Source organism: Rheinheimera sp. F8 (assembly GCF_001518915.1).
Window position 1 is genome coordinate 807762 of record NZ_CP013656.1, and the last position, 24687, is coordinate 832448.

13 protein-coding genes, 2 tRNA genes and 3 rRNA genes are annotated in these 24687 nt (G+C 53.3%); 9 read left to right on the forward strand and 9 right to left on the reverse strand.

What is annotated here, in order from left to right:
• Positions 1 to 88 precede the first annotated feature (88 nt).
• Positions 89 to 1042, forward strand: a complete 954-nt coding sequence (locus ATY27_RS03650) for a hypothetical protein (RefSeq protein ID WP_208932805.1) — start codon at positions 89 to 91, stop codon at positions 1040 to 1042.
• On the opposite strand, the gene ATY27_RS03655 is transcribed toward ATY27_RS03650, so the two are convergent.
• Positions 1043 to 1741: an aspartate/glutamate racemase family protein gene (locus tag ATY27_RS03655; protein ID WP_208932806.1), complete on the reverse strand. Its 699-nt coding sequence runs from the start codon at positions 1739 to 1741 to the stop codon at positions 1043 to 1045. It lies immediately after the preceding gene.
• A gap of 151 nt (positions 1742 to 1892) precedes the next feature.
• On the opposite strand from ATY27_RS03655, the gene ATY27_RS03660 reads away from it, so the two are divergent.
• Positions 1893 to 2240, forward strand: a complete 348-nt coding sequence (locus ATY27_RS03660) for an FKBP-type peptidyl-prolyl cis-trans isomerase (RefSeq protein WP_208932807.1) — start codon at positions 1893 to 1895, stop codon at positions 2238 to 2240.
• Between the two features lie 17 nt (positions 2241 to 2257).
• On the opposite strand, the gene ATY27_RS03665 is transcribed toward ATY27_RS03660, so the two are convergent.
• Positions 2258 to 2896 carry an RDD family protein gene (locus ATY27_RS03665; protein WP_208932808.1) on the reverse strand — a complete coding sequence of 213 codons (639 nt, stop codon included), beginning with the start codon at positions 2894 to 2896 and terminating at the stop codon, positions 2258 to 2260.
• Between the two features lie 139 nt (positions 2897 to 3035).
• Between ATY27_RS03665 and ATY27_RS03670 the strand changes: the two genes are divergently transcribed.
• A complete protein-coding gene (locus ATY27_RS03670) occupies positions 3036 to 4385 on the forward strand; it encodes an MATE family efflux transporter (protein WP_208932809.1) in 1350 nt (449 codons plus the stop codon).
• Between the two features lie 21 nt (positions 4386 to 4406).
• On the opposite strand, the gene ATY27_RS03675 is transcribed toward ATY27_RS03670, so the two are convergent.
• Complete coding sequence (locus ATY27_RS03675) at positions 4407 to 6488, reverse strand: pre-peptidase C-terminal domain-containing protein (RefSeq protein ID WP_208932810.1); 2082 nt, start codon at positions 6486 to 6488, stop codon at positions 4407 to 4409.
• A 271-nt stretch (positions 6489 to 6759) separates the two neighbouring features.
• Between ATY27_RS03675 and ATY27_RS03680 the strand changes: the two genes are divergently transcribed.
• On the forward strand, positions 6760 to 7392 hold the full coding sequence (locus tag ATY27_RS03680) for a LysE family translocator (RefSeq protein WP_208932811.1): 633 nt from the start codon (positions 6760 to 6762) through the stop codon (positions 7390 to 7392).
• A 146-nt stretch (positions 7393 to 7538) separates the two neighbouring features.
• Here ATY27_RS03680 and ATY27_RS03685 read toward each other — a convergent pair whose 3' ends face one another.
• From ATY27_RS03685 to ATY27_RS03700, 4 genes are read right to left on the reverse strand one after another with little or no spacing between them, the layout of a single operon-like run.
• Positions 7539 to 9782, reverse strand: coding sequence for an adenylate/guanylate cyclase domain-containing protein (locus ATY27_RS03685; protein WP_208932812.1), 2244 nt, complete (start codon positions 9780 to 9782; stop codon positions 7539 to 7541).
• 9 nt (positions 9783 to 9791) lie between these two features.
• Positions 9792 to 12653 (reverse strand): Ig-like domain-containing protein, encoded by a 2862-nt coding sequence (locus tag ATY27_RS03690; protein ID WP_208932813.1) that lies wholly within the window; start codon positions 12651 to 12653, stop codon positions 9792 to 9794.
• Positions 12654 to 12664: 11 nt separating this feature from the next.
• Positions 12665 to 13849 carry a FecR family protein gene (locus ATY27_RS03695; RefSeq protein WP_208932814.1) on the reverse strand — a complete coding sequence of 395 codons (1185 nt, stop codon included), beginning with the start codon at positions 13847 to 13849 and terminating at the stop codon, positions 12665 to 12667.
• The gene (locus ATY27_RS03700) at positions 13839 to 15134 is read right to left on the reverse strand and encodes a tetratricopeptide repeat protein (protein ID WP_208932815.1); all 1296 of its coding nucleotides are present in this window, start codon (positions 15132 to 15134) and stop codon (positions 13839 to 13841) included. Before ATY27_RS03700 ends, ATY27_RS03695 begins: the two co-directional genes overlap by 11 nt.
• A 522-nt stretch (positions 15135 to 15656) precedes the next feature.
• Here ATY27_RS03700 and ATY27_RS03705 point away from each other — a divergent pair.
• From ATY27_RS03705 to rrf, 5 genes are all read left to right on the forward strand, one after another.
• Positions 15657 to 17181, forward strand: a 16S ribosomal RNA gene (locus ATY27_RS03705).
• An 86-nt stretch (positions 17182 to 17267) separates the two neighbouring features.
• A tRNA-Ile gene (locus ATY27_RS03710) sits at positions 17268 to 17344 on the forward strand.
• Between the two features lie 13 nt (positions 17345 to 17357).
• Positions 17358 to 17433: transfer RNA gene (locus ATY27_RS03715), tRNA-Ala, on the forward strand.
• Positions 17434 to 17645: 212 nt separating this feature from the next.
• Positions 17646 to 20528 (forward strand): 23S ribosomal RNA (locus tag ATY27_RS03720).
• 85 nt (positions 20529 to 20613) lie between these two features.
• Positions 20614 to 20728 (forward strand): 5S ribosomal RNA (gene rrf, locus ATY27_RS03725).
• The 16S, 23S and 5S rRNA genes sit together here with 2 tRNA genes alongside, the layout of an rRNA operon.
• Positions 20729 to 20768: 40 nt before the next feature.
• On the opposite strand, the gene ATY27_RS03730 is transcribed toward rrf, so the two are convergent.
• Together ATY27_RS03730 and ATY27_RS03735 are read right to left on the reverse strand one after the other, a co-directional pair.
• Positions 20769 to 22106, reverse strand: coding sequence for an IS4 family transposase (locus ATY27_RS03730; RefSeq protein ID WP_208932816.1), 1338 nt, complete (start codon positions 22104 to 22106; stop codon positions 20769 to 20771).
• 122 nt (positions 22107 to 22228) lie between these two features.
• A complete protein-coding gene (locus ATY27_RS03735) occupies positions 22229 to 24685 on the reverse strand; it encodes a prolyl oligopeptidase family serine peptidase (RefSeq protein WP_208931128.1) in 2457 nt (818 codons plus the stop codon).
• Positions 24686 to 24687 lie beyond the last annotated feature (2 nt).

Below are 24687 nucleotides of genomic sequence, written 5' to 3' on the forward strand. Positions count from 1 at the left end.
TTTAGCTGAAATATGATTCACCGCGGATTCAGGCCTGGCTGCTGACACTGGGCCTGAAATTCAGCTGATCTAGTTTCCGGAGGGATCCATGTCCAGTTTGTTTAAACCATTGTTGTGTTCGTCAGCCAGTCTGACCTTATTTGTTTTAACCGCTTGCTCACCGGCGCCGGAAGTGGCGACTACAACTTCTGCAGTGGCCACACCACAAGTCGCGACCGCCGACCCCGCTGCCATTGCGGAAGAAAATCTGGTGATCCTGCATGCCCGGTTATATGTCAAAGACCAGACCAGTACACCGGCAATTGGCTCGGCGAATCAACTGCAGGCCGCCTTTCACCTGCAAACGCCGGTGCGCGTCGAGGGGACTGGTTTAGACACGCGGTTCAGCGATATCTTTGAACAGGATCAGGTACAAGGTCAGCTGCTGGCCAGTGGCGACACCGAGTTTAAAACCGATCCAGCGTTAACTGAACATTATTTGATGCAGGCCGCCTGGCCGGAGCCAGTAGCCGTCACGCAGGGTCGTTTCCGCGTCTGGGCGCCTGAGCCTTCCATTATCGGCACTGGCTATTCTGTCAAAGTCGAACTGGACGTGCCGGTCAGTGGCGATAAAAAGGCACAAATCAGCAGCAATGGTACTGTGTTAGACACAGATGTGACGCATGCTCGGCCTGTTGTCTGCGGTACAGATAATGAGTCAGGTAACGCTCAGGAGATGTGCAAACTCAGTTACACCGTCGATGCGGTGCCAACTGAGGCAAAAGATGAAGCCGGTAAACTGTTGCTCGACAGCGCGAAAACGCTATATGCAAGTCAGGGCAAAATTAACAGCGACGGTGGCCTGATTATGTATGGCAGTCTGGTGCCGGTTTACGGAGCGGTGAGCAGTCTGGAAGATGGGCATCTGGTGATCCGTTCCAGCCAGCAATACAGTCTGAAATTCAAAGAAGCCAATATGGCGCAGCAGCTGGAGCTGGTGGTCTGGACCAGTGCGCCGGGCGACAGTTGGCAACCTGCCAACTTGCCGCCGCTGACCTTCTGATCAGCCGTTTTCAGCCAACATCCAGTCCGCCGCAGTGCGGGCATGGATGGCGGTGGTGTCAAATAATGGCACTGCCGCATCTTCAGGTTGCACTAACAAGCCAATCTCGGTACAGCCCAGAATCACACCTTCGGCACCGGCCGTCACTAAGTCCGCGATAATACGCTGATAAGCAAGACGTGAATTTGCATTGATCTGGCCAAGACAAAGTTCTTCATAAATCACCTGATGTACCAGATCGCGTCCGGCCTGATCCGGAATCAACACGTCGATACCTTGCTCCGCCAGGCGGGCTTTGTAGAAATCTTGTTCCATCGTAAAACGGGTGCCCAATAAACCGATACGCCGCAGACCCTGCTGGCGGATTTGTTGCGCTGTTGCGTCGGCAATATGTAATAACGGCAAAGGCGTGGCCGCAGTGATCGCCGCTGCAACTTTGTGCATGGTATTGGTACAAAGCACCAGACCTTCAGCGCCGGCACGATGTAATGCCTGTGCAGCTTCGGCCAGCATCCGTCCGGCCTGTGGCCAGTCGCCGCTACGTTGCAACGCTTCAATTTTTTGAAAATCAACGCTGTACAGTATTATTTGGGCACTGTGTAAACCACCGAGTCGCTGGTTCACCTGTTGATTAATCAGCCGGTAGTACGGCACTGTCGATTCCCAGCTCATGCCACCAATCAGTCCAAGCGTTTTCATCTGCACACCTCTATTAAATTGAATTGGCATTATTGGTATCACAGCAGATCTGCGTTGTCACAGCCTGGCTTGTAACAAGTGGTGAGCATCGCCACGAACACTGCCGGCTTTGCGATATAATGCCGCTTTTTGGCTGGAGGGTGGATTAACCATGGCGCTGACAGAACTGATTATCGAAGACCTGATCCCAGGATCCGGCAACACAGTGAAAAAAGGTGGCGCGCTAATCAAAGCACATTATCGCGGTTACCTCGCGGACGGCACTGAGTTTGATTCGTCGTACCGGCATAACGCGCCGTTTGAAACTGTGCTGAGTAAAAACCGCGTGATCCAGGGCTGGGTGCAGGGCCTGATTGGTATGCAGGTCGGTGGCACCCGTAAATTACAGGTACCCGCCGCGCTGGCCTACGGCGAGCGGCAAATCGGCGACATGATCCCGCCCAATTCCGACCTGACTTTTGTCATCGAACTGCTCGAAGCGCTGAACCGGGACGACTAGCCTGGCCGCGCCAGGTCTTATCGTTGCTGCTCAGTGTCGGCAGTGGTTACCGCAGCAGCTTCGGTGGGCTCTGCGGGCGTTGCCGTTTCAGTGCGCGGCTCATCCCCACGATAGCAATAATGCACCTGAGTGCCGGCAATGTGATCATGCAGACAACGCCGGTCCTGGCGAAAAATCAGCAGCGGGTCGAGCAGTCCGGTCAGCCACTGGCCAATCACCGGCACAAAAGACAATAAAATCACCGGCAGATAGCGCCACAGCACAATATGTTGCAGGCTGGCTTTTTGCCCGTTTAACATTTCAATTCGCATGCCGAACTCTGCTTTGCCGATAGTCTGGCCATACTTGTGCAGTAAATAACCGTGCAAAGCCAGATAAACCAGGATCGCATTGGCAGAATTGGCCAGCATTAGTGCCGGCGTCGGATTCTGAAAGGCCTCTAATCCCATGTACCAGAAGAACGGTGCTGAGGCCAACACCTGTAACACCAAATCAATCAGCCAGCCCAAAAAGCGATCTTTACGACTGGCAGGCTGGCCGGCGAGCCGGGCATTGTCGGTTGTATCACCGGAAGGTACTGCGACCGTGGACAATTGTGCAGACCCGGCAACATCCAGCTGTTGGTCTATAGGTATAGTGGTTTCTTCCTTGTTCACATTCCGACTCCTGATCCTGTGTTAACGCTGAATGTATCGGGCTTTGTTCAGACTGACAATCATTTCCTGTTACAGCGCGGCAGATGCAGTGTTTTGCTACATACGGCATACTAAGCCGCTGTTTCATAGGACATTCAACATGACTGATTTAACCCAGGGCTCTGTATCCCGGCATTTAATTAATATGGCCACGCCGATGATGATTGGCATGCTGGTGCAGGGGCTGTATTTATTTGTCGATATGTACTTTGTTGCCAGTATCGGCCCTGCGGCCGTCGCTGCAGTCGGAGCCGGTTCAGCACTGATGTTTCTGGTGTTGGCGCTGACGCAGATGCTCAGTGTCGGCACAGTCAGTCTGATCGCCCGCGCCACCGGCGCCAGTGACCATGTTTATGCGAATCAGGTATTTCGTCAGTCGATGTTATTGGCGGGATCACTGACCGCGCTGACCCTGCTGGCAGGGGTTTTATTACAGGACTTTTATCTGCAGACGGTCAGTACCGATCCGGCGGTACGCCAGGCCGGCGCTGAGTTTTTACAATGGTATCTGCCAGGTCTGGCGCTGGCGTTTGTGTCGACCGCAATAGGCTCTGCGCTGCGGGCTGTTGGTGTGGTGAAACCGGCGATGGTGGTCCAGCTGCTGACGGTTTTACTGAATTTAATTCTGGCGCCGGTGCTGATCTCCGGTTGGGGTACAGGTTGGGCGTTAGGCGTGGCCGGTGCAGGACTGGCCAGCACACTGGCGTCTTTCGTCGGCGTGGTGCTGTTGTGGCAATATTTCCGTCGTTGTCAGCATCAGGTACTGGATACCAGTGCAGGCTGGTCGTTGCAATTGCCGGTGTGGCGCCGCTTGCTGTCAATTGGTTTGCCGGCGGGTGGTGAATATGCACTGATGTTTTTATTTACCGCTTTTGTCTATTGGGTGATCCGTGATCTGGGCACCGACGTGCAGGCGGCTTTTGGCATTGGCATGCGGATCATTCAGGCGGTGTCGTTGCCGGTGGTGGCCTTGTCCTTTGCGATCCCTGCAATTGCCGGGCAAAACCTCGGTGCCGGGTTGTTGGTGCGGGTGCACCAGACGATGCGGGCGGCGCTGATGCTTAGTGTCGGTCTGATGTTATTGATTTTCCTGTTCAGTCAGCTGGAAGCGGAAACCCTGATGCGCTGGTTCACTGCTGACGCCGCAGTGGTACTGGCCGGTGTCGTGTTTATCAAAATTATCTCGTGGAATTACCTGACCTCGGCCGTGGTACTGACCTGTTCCGGCATGTTTCAGGCACTCGGCAATACCTGGCCGTCGTTGCTGAGTTCTGCTGTCAGGTTAACCTTGTTTGTCGGGCCTGTGCTGTGGCTTAGCCAGCAACCGGCGTTTACGCCAACCCAGGTCTGGTGGTGTTCCGCGCTCAGTGTGCTGGTACAGGGACTCTTGAGTTTCACCCTGTTGCAGCGGCAATTAAAACAAATGCACCTGAAGGCGGCAGCGGTCTGATACCGCCGCCGCCTTTGCAGTTTAACGAACGTCCAGGGTCAGGCCGGAAAAGGCCTGATAAGCGCGTAAACCGATGTGGATCACTTCGCCGGTTTTTACCGTGAGACTGCAACTTTCATTGTTACCTTGTTTATAAGGCCGGCAGTCATACAAGGTGGTGCTGGGCGCAGTACCTTTTTGGACATATAAGTCTGCGTCACCGCTGCCACCAGTGCTGCTGATGCTGAGTTTACCGTCTGCGATCACTTTATATTCATAACGTAACCAACTGCCTTTGGCCGCGCTTTGGTTCAGTTTAGGAAAACCACTGGGTGGCACCGTCTGACTGGTGGCGAGCAGGGTTACAGCGCTAAATGCGCTCTGGCCAATCAGCCGCAGATACACAGTAGCTGGCTCCGCGACAAACAGACTACAGCTTTCGTTATTACCGCTTTGCGCCGATTTACAGTCAAACTGGCTGGCATCAGGCGCAGTGCCGGTTCTGGCATACAGCTGCACATCACCTGTACCCCCGCTGCTGCTAATCTGTACCCGTTGATTGGCAATGCTGGTGAGCAGACGGAAATTTAATTGCTGATCTTTTTCGCCGTGTAAATTGGGGACAGCTTCGCCGGCCTGGATCAGGCGAAAGGCAGGGTCGGAAATGACCAGCTCGCGGCTTTTACTGGCACTGGCCTGTTGTTGATCCGTTACGGTCAGATCTGCCCGGAACCGGCCTGTGGTGTGGTACTGATGTTCAACAACCATACCGGATGCCGCCATGCCATCACCGAACTGCCAGTGGTAGCCACTGATACTGCCGTCCGGATCACTGGAGGCCTCGGCGGAAAAACGACAGAAATATCCGTCGCAACTGGCGCTGAATTCCGCCACCGGCGGTTGATTACTACCTGTTTGCTGATCGCCCACTGGCACCTGCTGATTAAATACATCCGCCACTTGCGGCCAGATCTTACTGATCAACACGCCCTGATTGGTACAACCGCCAAAATGATGCAGAGCTATCGCATTTTGGGTTTGCGCTGCGATCACCGGTGAGCCGGAAGAACCACCAATCGTATCGCAGTAATAGCCGGTGTCAGTACCGGCAGCACGGCCTGCTGTGCTGGCGACATCGATTTCGCACAAACCGCTGTTGTTTTGATCACTGAAGATCGCCAGCTCTTTCGGGTTGCCGGCGCCATGCTGCGGAATAAAAATACTTTCACCTTGTTGCGGTGGACGCACGGTCAGACCTAAATGGCCAAAGCTACTGATGCGGGCAAAGTCATTCACACTGAACAATGTGTAATCGAGCGTGTAATCAGTGCGAAACAGCTGCTGGCCGGTCACTTTGACCACCGTAGCCGGCGAGTTTTTGCCACACTGACTGTTCTGATAGTTAAACCAGACTTCCGTACTGCTCAGCTCGCCGGCGGTCGCCACACAATGGTTGTTCGTCAGCAGATGATTGTCTTTACCTACGCGCCAGCCGGTACATAACCCGGACCCGCCAATCAACAGCCGGGCCACAGGTCTGCTGCGATCAAAGGCACTGGCGTGGCTACTGGCATAACAAACGGCGTCGCGTCGTTCGTTGATGCCACAGGTGGAGAGTGTACTGACATCGCTATCCGGCGCCGGATCTACTGCGGCATGACCGGCAAAAAATTTGTCGATTTTTAACTGATGCCCGTCCTGCCAGTCGACGCCGGCCGGCAGCACCAGCGTGACCAGCGCTTGTTCGCCACTGACCGACATCGCAGCAAACCGCTGACGGCCATCTTCACCTGCCGCCGGGTTAAAAGTCGCTTGTGCATTGCTGCGACCGTCATAGCGATAATACTCACTGCCGTCGGCGGAACTGACCTGGACATAAGCGCCGGCTGGCAGCTTCAGGTGTTGAAAATGCACTTTGATAAAGCTGGCACCGGCCTGGCGCAGCCGGTGTTCAATCCGCCGTTCATGGCTGATGAGCTGACGCTGGGTTGTGTCCGGGATCAGCTCTACCTGTGCTGGCACTGTGTCGGCTATTTTCAGCGGCGCCGGTGGACTGGCAGACACCGGACTGGTGGCAGAAACAAATAAAAGCAGAAATGGTAATAACGGCAATGGTTTTGGCATCACAAACTCCTTGGTAGCGGCGGACTTTGACATAAGCCCTGCAGACTCAGCAGAGTGGGGCAGGTGCAGCTCTGACACTAGCCGGAGTGAAGTTGATGTAAATGACAGGAATTAAATAAGTTAATGATATTGCTTGTGACCGGCGGAACGATCTTGCAAAAAAAGCAGACACAGCAAGGATTTGGAAACAATCAAATCACCAGGCGTGGCTCGTCGTGCTTGAGTCGCTGTTTTACAATCGCGGCACTTTATTGGCACAGGCAGGGCAATTATGGCGCCGGAACAATGGCTGAGTTTTACTGCGGTTGCACTGGTGACCACACTGACGCCGGGACCGGCAGTGTTGTTTACCATGCAAAATGCGCTGACGTCTGGCAGCAAACCCGCTTTTGCCGGTGCACTGGGTAATGCCTGTGGTCTGTTGCTGGTCTCGTTACTGGCGTTTGGCGGGGTGAGCCTGCTGTTGTTGCAGTCGGCACTGGCATTCAGCATGTTAAAAATTTGCGGTGCTGCTTATCTGCTCTATCTGGCCTGGCTGCAATGGCAACAGGCCAGCGCCACGACAACTGCGGTGCTGGCGCAGCCGGTGCAGCGGCCTGCCAATGCCGGCTGGTTTAGCCGTGGTGTAGGCGTGGCACTGACCAATCCTAAAGCCTGGTTATTTATCAGTGCGTTGTTTCCGCAATTTATCGATGTGACGGAACCAGCCGCCCCACAATTCGCCGTGTTATCGCTGATTTTTGTCAGCTGTTCGGTGCTGGCACATACGTTATGGCTCAGCCTGGTACGCTGGGGAGTGGGCACCACACCCAAACCGCAAGTGCGGCGTCAGCTCGGGCAGGCCCAGGCGCTGTTGCTGGCGTTGGTGGGGCTGAGTCTGTGCTGGACCCCTTTGCCTGCTTAATAGCATCCAGTCACCCATGTTTAGCCTTGGCCCCCGCACGGTATCCTGAAAAGTTGCGGGGGCTTTTTTTATGTCCAGGGATGGACGGTACACCGACATTGCAGGAGCAACTGTCGGTGATTCGCACCATCCATGGCGCTTACCTGTCAGGAATGCACATGGCTGCCATCCCAATCTGGGAGTGGCGGTTCCTGGTGAAAAGCGCTGATGCGTTGCAGGTACAAGTTGATCAGCGGTGTCAGATCCAATGACTGATAACTGTCCTCAGGCTGGCCTGTCTGCAAGTGCAGATCCTGTAACTGCAATTGCGCAGCGCTAAAATCCCGGGCGAAATAGGCATCCAGTGCCTGCTGCAGTAACTGGCACTGACTGCGCTGTACGGGCGTCAGATCCGCCGGCAGTGGCAGGTAAATCCGGATCGGGATCTGTTTGCCTTTCACCCGGACTTTATCAACCAGCAGATACTGAAACTCCGGCGCTTCAGCTTTGGTAAATTCGCTGACCAGTAACGGCACACCATAAAATTTGGTTAACCCTTCGAGGCGGGAACCCAGATTCACCGCGTCGCCAATCACGGTGTAACTGCGGCGAAAATCGGAACCCATATCGCCGACATTCATTTCACCACTATTAATACCGATGCCAATCCGCACCACAGGTTGACCTGCGGCCTGAAAACTAAGGTTCAGCGGTTCCAGTGCCCGCAGCATGGCAAAAGCTGCCATCAGCGCTTTGCTGGCATGGGCAGGCTCGGCCAGTGGCGCGCCCCAAAATGCCATCACCATATCACCGACATATTTATCTATGGTGCCGTCGTGCTGCTGAATGGCGCGGGTCAGCGCGTTGAAATATTGATTCAGCCAGAGTTTTAGCTGCTGCGCGGACATCTGCTCCGAGATAGTCGTAAAGCCGCGGATATCACAAAACAGCACGGATAATTGTTTTTTCTCCCCAGCCAGACTGACGGATCCCGGGTCAGCCAGCAGGCGCTGAATATGGGCCGGTGGCAGATACTGATCAAACACGGCATTGATTTGTTTGCGTCGTCGGGTCTCACTGACAAACCCGTAGCTGATGAAATAAACCGACAGCATGCTGATCAGCAGCAGCGGCGACAACAGTGGCAGGTCCAGCGTCTGCATACGCCACAACCACAGGTTCAGACTAAGCGTCAGCAGGATCAGGGCCAATGCCGTCGCGACACTGCCAAGCGGGCCCAGTCTTGGAAACAACCACAGGCACAACAGGCCAGCCAGCAATAACTGCAGTAATGTGGCGCCGGCCCACCAGTCCGGCCGGTAGGGCAAGGTTTGTGGCGCCATCAGACCGTCAAAGACTGTGGCGTGGATCTCGACACCGGGAAAGTTCAACGCGGTCGGGGTTGCCTGTAGATCAGCCAGACCAGTCGCCGACGTGCCAACAAACACCACCGCCTGATCAAAACGCTGGTCGTTGACCCGACCGGTCAGCACATCGGCAGCAGACGTGTAGGGATAATGCCGGGCGCCGCCACGGTACGGGATGAGGATCCGGCCTTGTTGGTCGGTACGGACCAGACTGCTGCCGATCTGTACGCCTTGTAAATATGCCTGGCCGTTGTGCTGCAGCCAGCGCGGCTGCACCTGATCGAGCAGGCTGTATACCCGGAATGCTTCCAGTGCCAATGACGGATACAGCTGTTGATCCAGCTGATGCACCAGGGCGACCCGGCGGACAAACCCGTCGGCGTCTTCCTCGGCATTGATAAACCCCTGACCACGCACTGCTGTGGCCAAAGCTGCGATCGGAGCTGCAAAACCGCTGAACGGTTCAAATAGGGTGGTGCCGGCCGGACGTTGCTGGGCAACACCAAGCACCGCAGGACTGATCTGCCCGGTGCGAAGGCTGCCGTGGCGGTGCAGTAAGTTGGCCAGCACGACTTCGGTTGAATGCAAGGCTTTGGCAAAATGCGTATCGGGGTCGAGCTGGCTGGCATGTAACAGCAGATCCTGGCGCTGTAAACCGGACAATGTCGTTTGCCGGGGCCAGCTTTGCAGTGCCTGCAGCGCCGCATTGGCTTGTGGTTCGGAGAACAGCACATCATATACCACCAGTACTGCACCGGCTTTGGCCAGTTGTTCGGTCAGTTTGACAAATTGCCGGCGATCCCACGGCATCCGGCCAATTTCGTGCAGGCTGGCTTCGTCGAGGTCGACAATCTGAATATTGCTGACACTGCGTGGCCAGGGTGGCAGATACTGTACTTTGGCATCATACAGCAGACCTTCCAGCCGCAGCACGCTGTGCTCCAGACCAGCGGGCGCTGACCACTGCAACAGGAACACCCCGGCAAAGATCAGCAGCGGAATGGATTGTCTGGCCAGCCAACTGGTGATCCTGAGTTTCGTCATCGCCCGCCTTTATTGGACATTGATCACCACTGTGGCCTGGCTGTTGCCGCCAAAAGCGCCGGTCAGCTGGTAAGTGAAACTGTCCTGCCCGCTAAATCCGACATTGGCTGTATAGCTGAAACTGCCATCAGGTCGCAGCACCACGCTGCCATTGGCCGGGCCGCTCAGCAGTGTCGCGGTCAGCGTTGGCACCACGCCCTGATTAGCGAACCCCAGTTCATAAACTTCGCCATTGGTGGAAGCCAGCCAGAGCCTTGCGCCATCGGCGCTGACGGCCAAACCACTGATGTTGTTGATGCCGGCCGGCAGCGGCAGTAATCGTAATAACTTACCGGTGCGGTCAAATTCAGCCATCGCTGACTGAATACTGCTGACCAGCAGCACATTGCCATTATAAGGGTTGATATGAAGGTCGCCAAAGCTGACGCCATAAGAATGCTGGGCAGTGATCAGATTAAAACTGCTCAAAACCTGACCGGTGATCGGATCGATTTGCGCCACAACATTGCCGACGCCTGCCGCAGGCACATTGTCCTGCACTAACCACAAAGTGCGACTCACCGGATTGTAAGCACCACCCACTACATGGCTGGCGCCAAAGGCGGTGTCCAGCCGTGCCAGCAACGCTCCTGTGGCCGGATTGACCGCATAAATCTCAGTCGCATTGGTTTCACCATTAAAAATCAGCAGGCTGCCCTGTGGAATTTGGCTGTCTTTGAGCGTAAAGGCTTGTGGTGTGATATCCAGGTCGACGTCATTCGCGGCTTCCCCCTGCATCGGCAGGTTGCCCTGGCTTGCACCTAGCCGGTCGATCAGCTGGATCGCCGCTGCAAACGCAGGATACAGATATAAATCCTGCTGGTATTCATTGATCGACAGCCCGACCAGCGACCCGAGTCCCGGGTTCAGGCTGTGCCGGATCGCTAATTGATTGCCCTGACGCAGCGCATTACCTTCGAGGTCGTTCGCCAGTAAACCAGGCGCAGCGACGTTCAGTGTCTGGCCGGCAGTGGCCGCATATTGATCCGCGGTGGCGGTTGGCGGCACAGGCCCGGGGTCGTCCAGTGCCGAGCCTGGGATAGTAAATGACAGCCGATCCAGTTGAGCCTGGATCTGCGCCCCTGGTACCCGGCCGACCTGACCGATGCTACAGGGCAAACCGACAGGCAAGCCGCTACAGCTGGCTGAACCCTGAATAAACGCACCAAAATTCAATGAGTCGTTGAAAGGCGTCGCAGGGTAGATGCCGGTAAATTTACCACCGCTGTCTGGAAACAGGCTCAGCTCAAAGCGTGCCTGGCCTGTTGCAATAAATTGCAGGCTGTTGCTGTTTGCACTGACCGATCTCGCCAGTACCGGGGTTGAGGAAACCCCGGGGTAAGTCATGACAAAAGTGTAATTGCCTTGCTGACCCGGCACGTGGCCGCTTTGTGCAGCTTCAGCATAACGCCCTTGCATCGAACAACGGGTATCGACCAGTTGGATACAATCGCCGATGCGGTACAGGCCCGTGCCAATTTGGCTGCCTGGTGGATCTTCACCCTGACCGATATAAAGGAAGCCACCGGTCATGCTCAGCGAATCGCCGGTGATATTGGTGATTGCCAGGTTAACCTGCAAAGTGGCAGTGGCTTGCGCCGTCCCGCCTTTACCGTCACTGATCTGATAGGTAAAACTGTCAGCGCCAGTAAAATTCTGGTTCGGCACATAACTGAAACTGCCATTCGCTGCCAATGCCAGTGTGCCGGACTGCGGTGGTGTCAGTGGGGTGGTATTCACCGTCAGGACATCATTGTCTGGATCTGTGTCGTTGCTCAGCACACCTTGTGCAGCAGACACCTGCAAGGTTTGATTACTGGTCGCGCTGTAACTGTCTGCCACAGCGACAGGTGGATTATTCGGTGCCGCATTAACAACAATGCTGACAGCCGCCTGAGCGCTGCCGCCTTTGCCATCGCTAATGCGATAAACAAAATTATCTGTGCCGTTGAAATTCTGGTTCGGCACATAGCGGAAGCTGCCGTCAGTCGCCAGGGTCAGCGTACCCGATTGCGGCGCTGTTACAGGCGTTGTATTGACACTCAGCGCGTCATTATCCGGATCGCTGTCATTACGCAGTAACCCCTGTGCCGCAGCAACCTGCAAGGTCTGGTTAGTGGGGGTGCTGTAATTATCCGCGCCAGCGACAGGGGGGCGGTTGGCCGGCTGTAAAGGGGGGATCACTATTTCTGTCGCAACGGCGGCCTCACCGGCGCCGTTAACGCCGGTCATCAGCAAATAATAGTATTTAGCCGGATCCAGGCCGCTGAAACTCTCTGACGTGTTACTGCTGGCAAGTCTGGCCTGACCATCCGGCAATTGTTGATAGTTATTGCGATTGACGCCTGAAACACTGGCCAGATAAAGGTTGTACCGCAACACTGCAGGATTTGCCGTCCAGCTCACATTGATTTGATCGCCACCGGTGCTGCGCTGCACATTGAGACCACTGACGCTCAACGGTTGCCAGTTCACACTGACTGTTGCAACATTGCTCTGTGCACCGCTTGCATCGGTAACCCAGAGTCGCAAAGTCAGTTCACCAGGTCCGGCGCCATAGGCCGCTGGATCAATGTCGCTTCGTGTGGTGCGGAAATTGTTACCCTGACATTCTCCGGCAGACTGACACAATAGCAGTGGCGCGGTTTGGCCGTTAAATGTGATACCAACCTGAGTCAGGCCGTCTGTATCAGCTGCCTCTACCGATAACAGTATGTTTCCAACGACACTGGATCCAGATTTTGGTTGCAAAAATTGCCCGCTACTGTCGGTCTGCGTGCAGGACAACAGCAACAACAATCCAGGCAAAATAAACAAGCGAAATGATGGCATGGCCAGTCTCCTCAGGGCTGTTCAGTGAGCAGGAAACCACCATCGAGCCGGGTCGACGGATTATTTAGTTCGGTAAAACTCAGATTGCCAAGGACAGCACGGGCATCGTCGATCAACAATGCTTTGATGCTGCCCTGCGCCAGCGAATTTCCATGACTGGCGAAATTCACAAACAGCTCAAGTGAGCGCTCACCGAAGACACCATTAAATGCGGCAAACCATTCGCCACCAGGGTCAGTAAAAGACAATTGTCCGGACGGGATCCAGGCGCTGTCAAAATCCACCTGCATCGACATGCTCAAATCGGTGAGTTGTCCGGCAGAACTGCTAAAACTGTGGCCTGCCAGATGATTAAAGTTGACCGTTCCACTACGGGAAATGCTGTCCATGCCTTGCAGCGCCCACCCGGCTGTCAGTTGTTCATTATTAAAAAAATCAAAACCTCCGGCATCTACCGAAAGTGACTTGCCGTTTTGCAGTCTGGTACCGATCACCAGCCAGTCTTGCATCCCGGCTAGATCTGGCGTCTGGGCATAACGTGTATCGAATTCGGTCCGGTCCGGTATCGCCAGGCTTTGTCCGCTGGTCAGGGCTGGCGGCGTCCCCAGTAGCAGCTCAACATCGCCGTTAGCGCGCACTATCGCAAAGCGATAAGGTAATGCCGGCCCCAGGGAGAAAGCATGACTGACGCCCGGCACCGTCACGTTGATATCAATAATTCCGTCCCAGCCTGCCAGGTACAGATCACCTTCCAGCAGCACGGCTTCATAGTGAGTCCCGCGTACACCTATAGAAGCAACAGGTGTATTCAGTTGGTAGGATTTGTCGGACTGCGGCAGAGAGCCGGTAATAGTTCTGAGTCCGCCTTTCAGCAGCTCCATGTTGACCGCCGCCGGGCGATTGCCCTGAGCCGCCTCATAATTGTGGATAGCCAGCGTGGTGTCGGCATGCATCGACAATAAGCCACCATCAGTCATTCGTAACTGGCTGCTGCTGTTGTGGCCGGTGCTGATCAGGTCGACCTGATATACAGGTGACTGGCGTTTGAGTGCCCGGTTCGTAAGCTGGTCGCTGGCTTCAACTGTGCCTTTTGCCATGATGGTTTTACCGGCGGGTTCGGCAGCATGGACTGGTCCGACAGTGATTACATAAACCAGCCAGGCAACACCACAGATCAGACTACTGTCAGAACGCATAACGCACTCCTAGCCAGCCACGTGTGCGCTGGTATTGGTAAATAGTAATGTTACTGTCGTTTTTCATATAACTAATCGCTGTCAACAGTCGCCATGCCGGGTTGATGCTGTAACTGAGTTCAAGTTCAGACTTCTGAAAACTGTCGTCCCGGATTTGATCGAACAAAGGATGGCGCTCGTCATATTTTCCGGTCAGGAAATCCAGCGTCAGGCTGGCGATCCAGTGTTCGTTCAGCGTTTGTTGCCATCGATACCCAACGCCATATACTTCACGGCTGTTAAATTTTGTCCGAGGCTGCTTACTGTCTTCCTGGCCCCAGCGCAGATGAATACTATGCTCGGCGAGGCCCCAGCGGACACGCCACCAGCCATCAGTCAGTAACTGAGTATGGTCCAGTGCTGTCATCTCTGAGTAAGACTGATCGGCGTAAGTCAGATCCAGCCCTAAATCAGCGTGATCAGTAACCGGGTAACTGATCACAGTCTTTATCCCCTGATAATTCAGGTAATGGTCGCCATCCAGCTGTAGTGGCCTGAAAAATAGCTCTGCCACCAGCTGATAGCCATGCCAGCGGGTCTGGTACCCTGCGGATGCATTGCCATAGGTGCGGCTATACACAGCGTCTTCGCTGTATTCGCCATGCAACACACCACCGGAGAGGTAAAACGCAGAATGTTGATCCTGTGGCAGGATCCAGTTCAGTTGCGCCTGGATTTCAACGAAGCTGCTTTTGCGTTCCAGACTTTCTTCAAATAACCGGACCTGACCCAGTAACGGAATGAATAAAAATTCCTCGTCCACTCCGCTGTTAGGATTGGAGTCATTACCCAAGCCAAGTTGCAGCCAGTTTTGCCAGTAGCCATTTTCCGGAGACCGTAGTTTTTCAATTCGATGCAAATACTCTTGCACAAGTTTTGCCGCGCTCTCCGGCAACGCCGTTTTTTCCAGTTGATGGAGTTCGCGTTCAGCAGCGGGTAAATTTCCGAGTTCGAAATAGCTGACAGCCAGGGCGAGGCGGATATCCAGCGATTGCGGTTCTGATTGTAGAGCCCGCTCAAGTGCAAACACCGCCTGATGCAAATGACCCGTACCGCGGGCAGCCAATGCATATAAATAGTCGAAGCGGGGTTCACCTTCCTCTGATGTCAGCAGTTCAGTCGCCTGCTGCCAGGCCGCCGCATAATCCTGTTGCCTGAGCGATGCTTCCAGTGTTGCCAGTGACTCCGGTGTACTTGCCCGGGACATCGCCGGAAGTAATATCAATAACGCGAACCAACAAACCATCCGATGGTGCAGATGTATGTGTGTCATTGTGAGTGCTTGTGCAAAAAGCTGAGGGGTTCTCGAAGTCTAGACATTAACTTTCAGATGGGAAAACAAAGCGCAGATATTTTTCCTGCGGCATAGCGATCCAGAAAGATCCTGCCGGATCTGGCATTAACTGCTCAGGATCGTACATTAAAACAGCAAAAAACGCCGTTTCGGTGAAAAAACCATCAAACGATCATCATTCTGTCAAAAAGATCTTGTGATCGATTCTGTTCTCTCTATAATGCGCTCCATCGACAGCGACGACGGATTCGGAAACGAAGAAGTTAAACGCCAAAGATTCTGAAAGTGGTTGATTAACAACGACTTTCGCCGTTAAGTAAAACGGCCGCTCTTTAACAATTAGCAATCAATCATCTGTGTGGGCACTCGTTGAAGATGTATCGCATGATACGAATAAAATCTTCAGTTGAGTGACTATATAGTCAATTTATTTAGTCAGTAAACTGAGCAGCTGTTTCGACAGCAAAAAACTTTTAATTGAAGAGTTTGATCATGGCTCAGATTGAACGCTGGCGGCAGGCCTAACACATGCAAGTCGAGCGGGGTTTTCGGACCTAGCGGCGGACGGGTGAGTAATGCGTAGGAAGCTACCCGATAGAGGGGGATACCAGTTGGAAACGACTGTTAATACCGCATAATGTCTACGGACCAAAGTGTGGGACCTTCGGGCCACATGCTATCGGATGCGCCTACGTGGGATTAGCTAGTTGGTGGGGTAATGGCTCACCAAGGCGACGATCCCTAGCTGGTTTGAGAGGATGATCAGCCACACTGGAACTGAGACACGGTCCAGACTCCTACGGGAGGCAGCAGTGGGGAATATTGGACAATGGGCGCAAGCCTGATCCAGCCATGCCGCGTGTGTGAAGAAGGCCTTCGGGTTGTAAAGCACTTTCAGCGAGGAGGAAGGGAGTTGTGTTAATAGCACAGCTTCTTGACGTTACTCGCAGAAGAAGCACCGGCTAACTCTGTGCCAGCAGCCGCGGTAATACAGAGGGTGCAAGCGTTAATCGGAATTACTGGGCGTAAAGCGCACGTAGGCGGTTTTTTAAGTCAGATGTGAAAGCCCCGGGCTCAACCTGGGAATTGCATTTGAAACTGGAAAACTAGAGTGTGTGAGAGGGGGGTAGAATTCCAAGTGTAGCGGTGAAATGCGTAGAGATTTGGAGGAATACCAGTGGCGAAGGCGGCCCCCTGGCACAACACTGACGCTCAGGTGCGAAAGCGTGGGGAGCAAACAGGATTAGATACCCTGGTAGTCCACGCCGTAAACGATGTCTACTAGCTGTTCGTGACCTTGTGTCGTGAGTAGCGCAGCTAACGCATTAAGTAGACCGCCTGGGGAGTACGGTCGCAAGATTAAAACTCAAATGAATTGACGGGGGCCCGCACAAGCGGTGGAGCATGTGGTTTAATTCGACGCAACGCGAAGAACCTTACCTACTCTTGACATCTACAGAAGACTGCAGAGATGCGGTTGTGCCTTCGGGAACTGTAAGACAGGTGCTGCATGGCTGTCGTCAGCTCGTGTTGTGAAATGTTGGGTTAAGTCCCGCAACGAGCGCAACCCTTATCCTTAGTTGCCAGCGAGTTATGTCGGGAACTCTAGGGAGACTGCCGGTGATAAACCGGAGGAAGGTGGGGACGACGTCAAGTCATCATGGCCCTTACGAGTAGGGCTACACACGTGCTACAATGGTATGTACAGAGGGAGGCAAGCCAGCGATGGTGAGCGGATCTCTTAAAGCATATCGTAGTCCGGATCGCAGTCTGCAACTCGACTGCGTGAAGTCGGAATCGCTAGTAATCGCAAATCAGAATGTTGCGGTGAATACGTTCCCGGGCCTTGTACACACCGCCCGTCACACCATGGGAGTGGGTTGCAAAAGAAGTAGGTAGCTTAACCTTCGGGAGGGCGCTTACCACTTTGTGATTCATGACTGGGGTGAAGTCGTAACAAGGTAACCCTAGGGGAACCTGGGGTTGGATCACCTCCTTACCAAAAGCGAACAGATTTAACGAAGTGTCCACACAGATGATTGATTGTCATGTAGAGCAAACAGTAAGACCCATTGCGGTTACGGCTGGTCTGTAGCTCAGGTGGTTAGAGCGCACCCCTGATAAGGGTGAGGTCGGTAGTTCGAGTCTACTCAGACCAACCAATATCGCCTGTATGGGGTTATAGCTCAGCTGGGAGAGCGCCTGCCTTGCACGCAGGAGGTCAGCGGTTCGATCCCGCTTAACTCCACCATTCCTTGTGAATCAAGTGAAATCATAAGCGAAGAAAATAACTGTTTGAGTTCAAATCAGAATGCACTGCGGTGTGTTGTGATTTGAGCTTTACGCTCATACTGCTCTTTAACAATTAGGTAAGCTGATAGAAAGTAATAAATAAGGTCAACAATTTTATTGTGAACCTTACTCACAACAACGTACGACGTCAAAGACAATTTGGGGTTGTATGGTTAAGTGACTAAGCGTACACGGTGGATGCCTTGGCAGTCAGAGGCGATGAAGGACGTGCTAACCTGCGAAAAGCTGTGAGAAGTCGGTAAGAGACGTTAGACTCACAGATGTCCGAATGGGGAAACCCAGTGTGTTTACACACTATCGTATGATGAATACATAGTCATACGAGGCGAACCGGGAGAACTGAAACATCTAAGTACCCCGAGGAAAAGAAATCAACCGAGATCCCCTTAGTAGCGGCGAGCGAAAGGGGGCTAGCCCTTAAGTTGATAGCAATGCAGTGGAATCATCTGGAAATATGAGCGATACAGGGTGATAGCCCCGTACACGAAGCGTTGTTATCAATGAAAACGAGTAGGACGGGACACGAGACATCCTGTTTGAACATGGGGGGACCATCCTCCAAGGCTAAATACTCCTGACTGACCGATAGTGAACCAGTACCGTGAGGGAAAGGCGAAAAGAACCCCTGTTAGGGGAGTGAAATAGAACCTGAAACCGTGTACGTACAAGCAGTGGGAGCCTCCTTGTGGGGTGACTGCGTACCTTTTGTATAATGGGTCAGCGACTTACGTTTTGTAGCGAGGTTAACCGAATAGGGGAGCCGTAGGGAAACCGAGTCTTAACTGGGCGAATAGTTGCAAGGCGTAGACCCGAAACCCGGCGATCTATCCATGTGCAGGTTGAAGGTTGGGTAACACTAACTGGAGGACCGAACCCACTAATGTTGAAAAATTAGGGGATGACGTGTGGATAGGGGTGAAAGGCTAATCAAGCCGGGAGATATCTGGTTCTCCTCGAAAGCTATTTAGGTAGCGCCTCGAGCGAATACCATTGGGGGTAGAGCACTGTTAAGGCTAGGGGGTCATCCCGACTTACCAACCCTTTGCAAACTCCGAATACCAATGAGTACTACTCGGGAGACACACGACGGGTGCTAACGTCCGCCGTGAAAAGGGAAACAACCCAGACCACCAGCTAAGGTCCCAAAGTCATGGTTAAGTGGAAAACGATGTGGAAAGGCATAGACAGCTAGGAGGTTGGCTTAGAAGCAGCCACCCTTTAAAGAAAGCGTAATAGCTCACTAGTCGAGTCGGTCTGCGCGGAAGATGTAACGGGGCTCAAACCATGCACCGAAGCTGTGGACTTGCATTATGTGCAAGTGGTAGAGGAGCGTTCTGTAAGCCTGCGAAGGTAGATTGTGAAGTCTGCTGGAGGTATCAGAAGTGCGAATGCTGACATAAGTAACGATAAGGGGAGTGAAAAACTCCCCCGCCGGAAGACCAAGGGTTCCTATCCCATGCTAATCAGGGTAGGGTAAGTCGGCCCCTAAGGCGAGGGCGAAAGCCGTAGTCGATGGGAAACGGGTTAATATTCCCGTACCGACAGTACTGCGATGGGGGGACGGAGAAAGCTAGGCAAGCATGGCGTTGGTAGTCCATGTGAAAGTACGTAGGCAGAGGGATTAGGTAAATCCGGTTCCTTAATGCTGAGATACGAGACGAGCCACTACGGTGGTGAAGTTGCTGATGCTACGCTTCCAGGAAAAGCCTCTAAGCTTCAGGTACTGTTGACCGTACTCGAAACCGACACAGGTGGTCAGGTAGAGAATACCAAGGCGCTTGAGAGAACTCTGGTGAAGGAACTAGGCAAAATAGTACCGTAACTTCGGGAGAAGGTACGCTCTCTAATGTGAAAGACTTGCTCTGTAAGCATCGGAGAGTCGCAGTGACCAGCTGGCTGCAACTGTTTATTAAAAACACAGCACTCTGCAAACTCGAGAGAGGACGTATAGGGTGTGACACCTGCCCGGTGCCGGAAGGTTAATTGATGGGGTTAGCGCAAGCGAAGCTCTTGATCGAAGCCCCGGTAAACGGCGGCCGTAACTATAACGGTCCTAAGGTAGCGAAATTCCTTGTCGGGTAAGTTCCGACCTGCACGAATGGTGTAATGATGGCCAGGCTGTCTCCACCAGAGACTCAGTGAAATTGAAATTGCGGTGAAGATGCCGTATACCCGCGGCTAGACGGAAAGACCCCGTGAACCTTTACTATAGCTTGGCACTGAACATTGACCCTACATGTGTAGGATAGGTGGGAGACTATGAAGTTGGAACGCCAGTTCTGATGGAGTCGTCCTTGAAATACCACCCTTGTATGTTTGATGTTCTAACGTAGGTCCCTTATCGGGACTGCGGACAGTGTCTGGTGGGTAGTTTGACTGGGGCGGTCTCCTCCTAAAGAGTAACGGAGGAGCACGAAGGTTGGCTAAGTACGGTCGGACATCGTACGGTTAGTGCAAAGGCAGAAGCCAGCTTAACTGCGAGACAGACACGTCGAGCAGGTACGAAAGTAGGTCTTAGTGATCCGGTGGTTCTGTATGGAAGGGCCATCGCTCAACGGATAAAAGGTACTCCGGGGATAACAGGCTGATACCGCCCAAGAGTTCATATCGACGGCGGTGTTTGGCACCTCGATGTCGGCTCATCACATCCTGGGGCTGAAGTCGGTCCCAAGGGTATGGCTGTTCGCCATTTAAAGTGGTACGCGAGCTGGGTTTAGAACGTCGTGAGACAGTTCGGTCCCTATCTGCCGTGGGCGTTGGATGATTGATTGGAGTTGCTCCTAGTACGAGAGGACCGGAGTGAACGAACCGCTGGTGTTCGGGTTGTCATGCCAATGGCACTGCCCGGTAGCTACGTTCGGAACGGATAACCGCTGAAAGCATCTAAGCGGGAAGCCGGCCAAGAGATGAGTCATCCCTTGTGCCTTGAGCACACATAAGGGTCGTTGGAGACCACAACGTTGATAGGTGAGGTGTGGAAGCGTGGTGACACGTTAAGCTAACTCATACTAATTGCCCGAGAGGCTTAACCATACAACGCCCAAGTTGTTTTGAGTGCGTGTGTTGTTGTGAAACGAATTATCAGCTTACTTAGTTAAAGACAGACAAACAGTTTTTGCCTGGTGGCAATAGCGCTGTGGAACCACCTGAATCCATTCCGAACTCAGAAGTGAAACGCAGCTGCGACGATGGTAGTGTGGCAGTTGCCATGCGAGAGTAGTACACCGCCAGGCTCCCAATACACAAAACCCCGCTCAGTGAGCGCAATGCTCTTCACTTAAGTGGAGCCGCATTGCGGTTTACCGGATAACGGGTTTTGGATATCTTCACCGCCCTGGGCCTTGCTGGCCTGGGGCGTTTTTCTATAAACAGATTGCCGATACAACCGCGCAGCTCTGACAGTCTTCTTGCCGTGTGCGATGGTGAGATAGCGCCTGCCATCATCGCCAGTTTGTTGGCTATAAACTGACAGGCAAACTTAAAGCTGACTTCATCAGGGGCTCGTTTGTGCGCGACTGCTGCCTGACTGGCTTCTCTTCGGACCAGATTGTATCCCAGCAAGAGTCCCCATAATTCCTGATACACCAACGCCACCTTTTTGCTGCGAAGCGTGATGGTATTGTGTTGCATCGAGCTTTTAATATCCMGAAAGCCTAATTCTATTTCCCAGCGCTCATGGTAGAGCGTCGCCACCTGGTGTGCCGTGAACTCTGTCGCAGGTAATGAGGTGAAGACTGTTTTCTCGCCAYCTGCAATTTCATAGGTCACAGCCCTGACTTGCCAGAACTCCGGCAATGCCGGGTTCTTTTTACGCGCCTGTGGGGAGATTTTCATCTGCAACAAGCGGTCGCCATCGCCATAGCGTTCGACTTCGGTATACACCAGCCCTTTACGCTCGGGGATAAGCCAGTGCCGGTTAGTTTCTTCATCGGCAATGCCCAGCAGCAAGTCCGCACTGAAGAAACCTTTATCCAGTAACGTCACGGAGTGCGCCGGCAAGGATTGAATGAAATCGCGGGCCAACGGGATTTCGCCTTTGCGATAAGGACTGATGGCTGCGTTGACCACCACATGCGAGCGCACATTCATCAGCGCCACCAGACGCAACATCGGATAAGGCGTCTGACGGTTGGTAGCGGTGTTACCCGAACCAAAATGGCCTCTGAGCTCAGGATTATCCTGCGTTCTGAACAGRGCACCATCGACGGCAAATACCTGCAGACCATGCCATGTATCAGCAGGATAACGCTCATGACCCCAGACTTGCGCACATTGACGGAATAACCATTCAACCGGTTGTTCGCCAAGCCGCTGACGGGCTTGCGACAGCGCACTGTCAGCCAGGAGCACATCGTTGGCAAGACCATCAGCACAGATATTCAGATGACGGGCGACTTCTGAGATAGGTTCATTGCGRAAAAAAGCCATACCGACCACCAGCCACAACACCATATCAGCGGGCAATCGCCTGCGGCGGATAGTGACCTTGTCGGATAAGGCCGCGGCGATACGGACCCATTCATCTGGAATATGGTTGGCAAATACTTCCATCCGGGCGACGGGCTCCCCGGACATCTCAATGACTTCGGTTAAATCCTGAATTAACGGCATAAAAAAATCCGGAACCTATGACGGGTTCCGGATTTTCCTACACTGCCAGGATCGGTCAAGTACTCTTAACTGATCTGCATTGCCGGTTCGCGGGGCTTTTCATTTTGACAGTAATCTGTCTGTTACAGCGTGCGGTCAAACAACTTTTCAATCCGGCGGTATTCGTCCAGCCAGCTACTTGGTTGCCGGAAACCGTGCGGCTCTACCGGGAAGATTGCCGTTTCGAAGCTGTTGATCTCGTGTTCAATCAGACGTTGTACCACCCGCACTGAATCCTGGAAAAACACGTTATCATCAACCATCGGCGAGTTAATCAACAGCTGGCCTTTTAAGCCTTCGGTGAAATAAATCGGCGAACTGCGTTCATAGGCAATCGGGTCAACATCCGGTGTATTGAGGATATTTGCCGTATATGGATGATTGTAATAGGCCCAGTCGCCAACCGGACGCAGCGCCGAGCCGGCTTTAAACAGCTCAGGTTGCTTAAACATCGCCATAAAGGTCATAAAGCCACCGTAAGAGCCACCATAAGTGCCGATCCGTGCCCGATCCACATGGGCATTATCGACCAGCCAGTTCACGCCATCGGCCAAATCTTCAATTTCCGGGGTGCCCATCTGGCGATAAATCGCGGTGCGCCAGTCGCGGCCATAACCTTTTGATGCCCGGTAATCCATATCCAGCACCACATAACCTTTTTGGGTCAGCAGATTATGAAAGAAAAACTCGCGGAAATAATTGGACCAGCCTAAATCACTGTTTTGCAGATAACCGGCGCCATGGTTAAAAATGACGGCGCGGCGTTTTTCACCTTGTTGGTAGTCTTTCGGTAAGTACAGCTTGGCATAAACCGGCGCTTTGCCATGGCTTGAAGGCACTGCGACGACTTGTGGCGCCTGCAGCGCCATATTCTGCAATTCTTTTGACACTGTGTAAGTCAGCCGTTTTAACGGCGCACTGGGCTGGTTATCCATCACATACAGCTCTTCCGGCAGCAAGGACGTGGAATAACGCACCAGCAGTTTTTGCTCATCCGGCGACAGCTTAAAGGTCAGATTGCCGTTCAGTTGGGTTAAGGCTGCAGTTTTACCGCTATCCAGCGCAAGTTTAAACACATTGTAAATACCCGGATGCTGGGCATTGGCGCGATAATAAACGCTGCGGCCATCGCGGCTTAACTGCGGCTGGCTCACTTCAAAACTACCGCTGGTCAGCTTTTTCGCGTCGCCATTCAATGCTTTCAGGTACAGGTGCGAATAACCACTTTGTTCCGACAGGAAATACAGCTGGTTGTCGTACGCCCAGCCAAAATTGTTAAAGTCGTAGTTGATCCAGGCATCGTCGTGCAGACGGTGTTGTTCGATAAAACCGGCTTTTTGAAAGTCGACAGTCGCCAGCCAGCGGTCTTTGTTGTCCCAGGCTTTGAGCATCAGCGCCACCTGACTGCCATCGGCATTCCAGCGGATGGCGGACTGATCCCAGTTCCAGTCGTTGATGAGCGTGATGGCGCGTGGTTTTTTCTCTGACTTATAGGTTTTGCCATTGCGCTTAGCGTTTTCTGCTTTCACACTGGCCAGCACATCTTCGTCAAAACCGGACAGCACGTCCTGCTTCAGTTCCTTCGCTTCAGCTTTTATCAGGTCGACCAGAAAAAATTGCTCTGGTTCTGGTTTTTGATCGTTGACGCGCCGGCGTACTGGCTGCGCGGCAATATCACCATTGCCGGTAATATAATTCGGCATGATATCGCGGTCGTCATTCCAGCGGGTTTTCGCGCCAAGCGCCAGCACCAGCTTGCTGCCATCCGGGGATAAAGCCGCGTCAGAAATTTGCTTATCTTTGCCTAAATACACCGGCGTCACGGCCACAGTGTTGTTGGCTTTACGCAGTGCTTCCTGTTGCTGATATAAATCCAGCGCGTTTTTATGCTCAAGCGCAACAAACTTAATCAGCTTATGTTGTTCTTTCGCCAGATATCCGTCCGGCACTTCCGGTGCCGTTGGCGCGTCATCCAATTTCAGGCTGGCCAGTTGCACCAGCAAGCCGCTATTTAAATCGACGGCATAAAAATCCCAGCCCTGACGCCAGGCAACCCGGCCGTCGGTTAAAAACTGCAAGGCCAGCCGATTATCATTGCTACGCGTCAGCTGGCTGATCTTGCCGTCGCTTTGACTTTTGACAAACACATTGCCTTCAAAAATCCAACCGGCAAATTTTCGATCGGCAGAAAACACCTGTTCGGCAGCGCCCACATCATCTAAATCATTTAACGCTATCTGTGTGCTCTGGCCGCCGTTAATACGTACCTGATGCCAATCACGCAGTTCATTGCCGGCTTGTTTACGCTGATAAATCAATGATTGGCTGTCAGCAGACCAATAAGCCAGTTCCGGCTGACGTCCGAGCCAGTCCTGATGCGCCATCGCCTGTTCGATGGTCATCGCCACAGTGCCGCTCTGGCCCTGAATTTGTTGCGTTTGCAGATTAAAGCGATCGGTCTCGCGCTCGGCGAATACTGGGGCTGTAGATAAAATGGCAGTCAATGCGAGTGCGATGGTGCTGTACCGGAGTTTTTTCATGT

Excerpts from the sequence above, each read along its gene's own strand:
- ATY27_RS03650 (WP_208932805.1), top strand. The coding sequence starts at position 89 with ATGTCCAGTTTGTTTAAACCATTGTTGTGTTCGTCAGCCAGTCTGACC.
- ATY27_RS03655 (WP_208932806.1), bottom strand. The coding sequence starts at position 1,741 with ATGAAAACGCTTGGACTGATTGGTGGCATGAGCTGGGAATCGACAGTG.
- ATY27_RS03660 (WP_208932807.1), top strand. The coding sequence starts at position 1,893 with ATGGCGCTGACAGAACTGATTATCGAAGACCTGATCCCAGGATCCGGC.
- ATY27_RS03670 (WP_208932809.1), top strand. The coding sequence starts at position 3,036 with ATGACTGATTTAACCCAGGGCTCTGTATCCCGGCATTTAATTAATATG.
- ATY27_RS03675 (WP_208932810.1), bottom strand. The coding sequence starts at position 6,488 with ATGCCAAAACCATTGCCGTTATTACCATTTCTGCTTTTATTTGTTTCT.
- ATY27_RS03680 (WP_208932811.1), top strand. The coding sequence starts at position 6,760 with ATGGCGCCGGAACAATGGCTGAGTTTTACTGCGGTTGCACTGGTGACC.
- ATY27_RS03685 (WP_208932812.1), bottom strand. The coding sequence starts at position 9,782 with ATGACGAAACTCAGGATCACCAGTTGGCTGGCCAGACAATCCATTCCG.
- ATY27_RS03690 (WP_208932813.1), bottom strand. The coding sequence starts at position 12,653 with ATGCCATCATTTCGCTTGTTTATTTTGCCTGGATTGTTGTTGCTGTTG.
- ATY27_RS03695 (WP_208932814.1), bottom strand. The coding sequence starts at position 13,849 with ATGCGTTCTGACAGTAGTCTGATCTGTGGTGTTGCCTGGCTGGTTTAT.
- ATY27_RS03700 (WP_208932815.1), bottom strand. The coding sequence starts at position 15,134 with ATGGTTTGTTGGTTCGCGTTATTGATATTACTTCCGGCGATGTCCCGG.
- ATY27_RS03735 (WP_208931128.1), bottom strand. The coding sequence starts at position 24,685 with ATGAAAAAACTCCGGTACAGCACCATCGCACTCGCATTGACTGCCATT.